This window comes from Streptomyces sp. a15 (genome assembly GCF_059026085.1).
The window spans coordinates 1-241 of the sequence record NZ_JBWLKM010000326.1 but is presented as its reverse complement, the minus strand read 5'-3'; the positions used below and the strand labels follow the sequence as shown (position 1 = coordinate 241).

The following is a 241-nucleotide window of genomic DNA, read 5'->3' as shown; positions in this document are numbered from 1 at the left end:
ACGTGAACCGGCCACCCGCACTGCGCGCCGTCATCGCCGACGACCAGGCCCTCGTACGGACCGGCTTCGGGATGATCGGGCTGCGCGAGCGCCTCGCCGTCCACGACAGTGAACTGACGGCCGGTCCGACCCTCGCCGGCGGCTACCGCATCAGGGCCCGAGTACCGTGGCGGACCACGTGAACCGGCCACCCGCACTGCGCGCCGTCATCGCCGACGACCAGGCCCTCGTACGGACCGGC

At 73.0% G+C, this 241-nt stretch carries 1 protein-coding gene; it reads left to right on the top strand.

From position 1 onward, the window contains the following. Positions 1-182 (top strand): ATP-binding protein (locus tag AC5P09_RS52335; protein ID WP_493880677.1); only part of this gene is annotated, 182 nt, incomplete at its 5' end. Between the last annotated feature and the right edge of the window lie 59 nt (positions 183-241).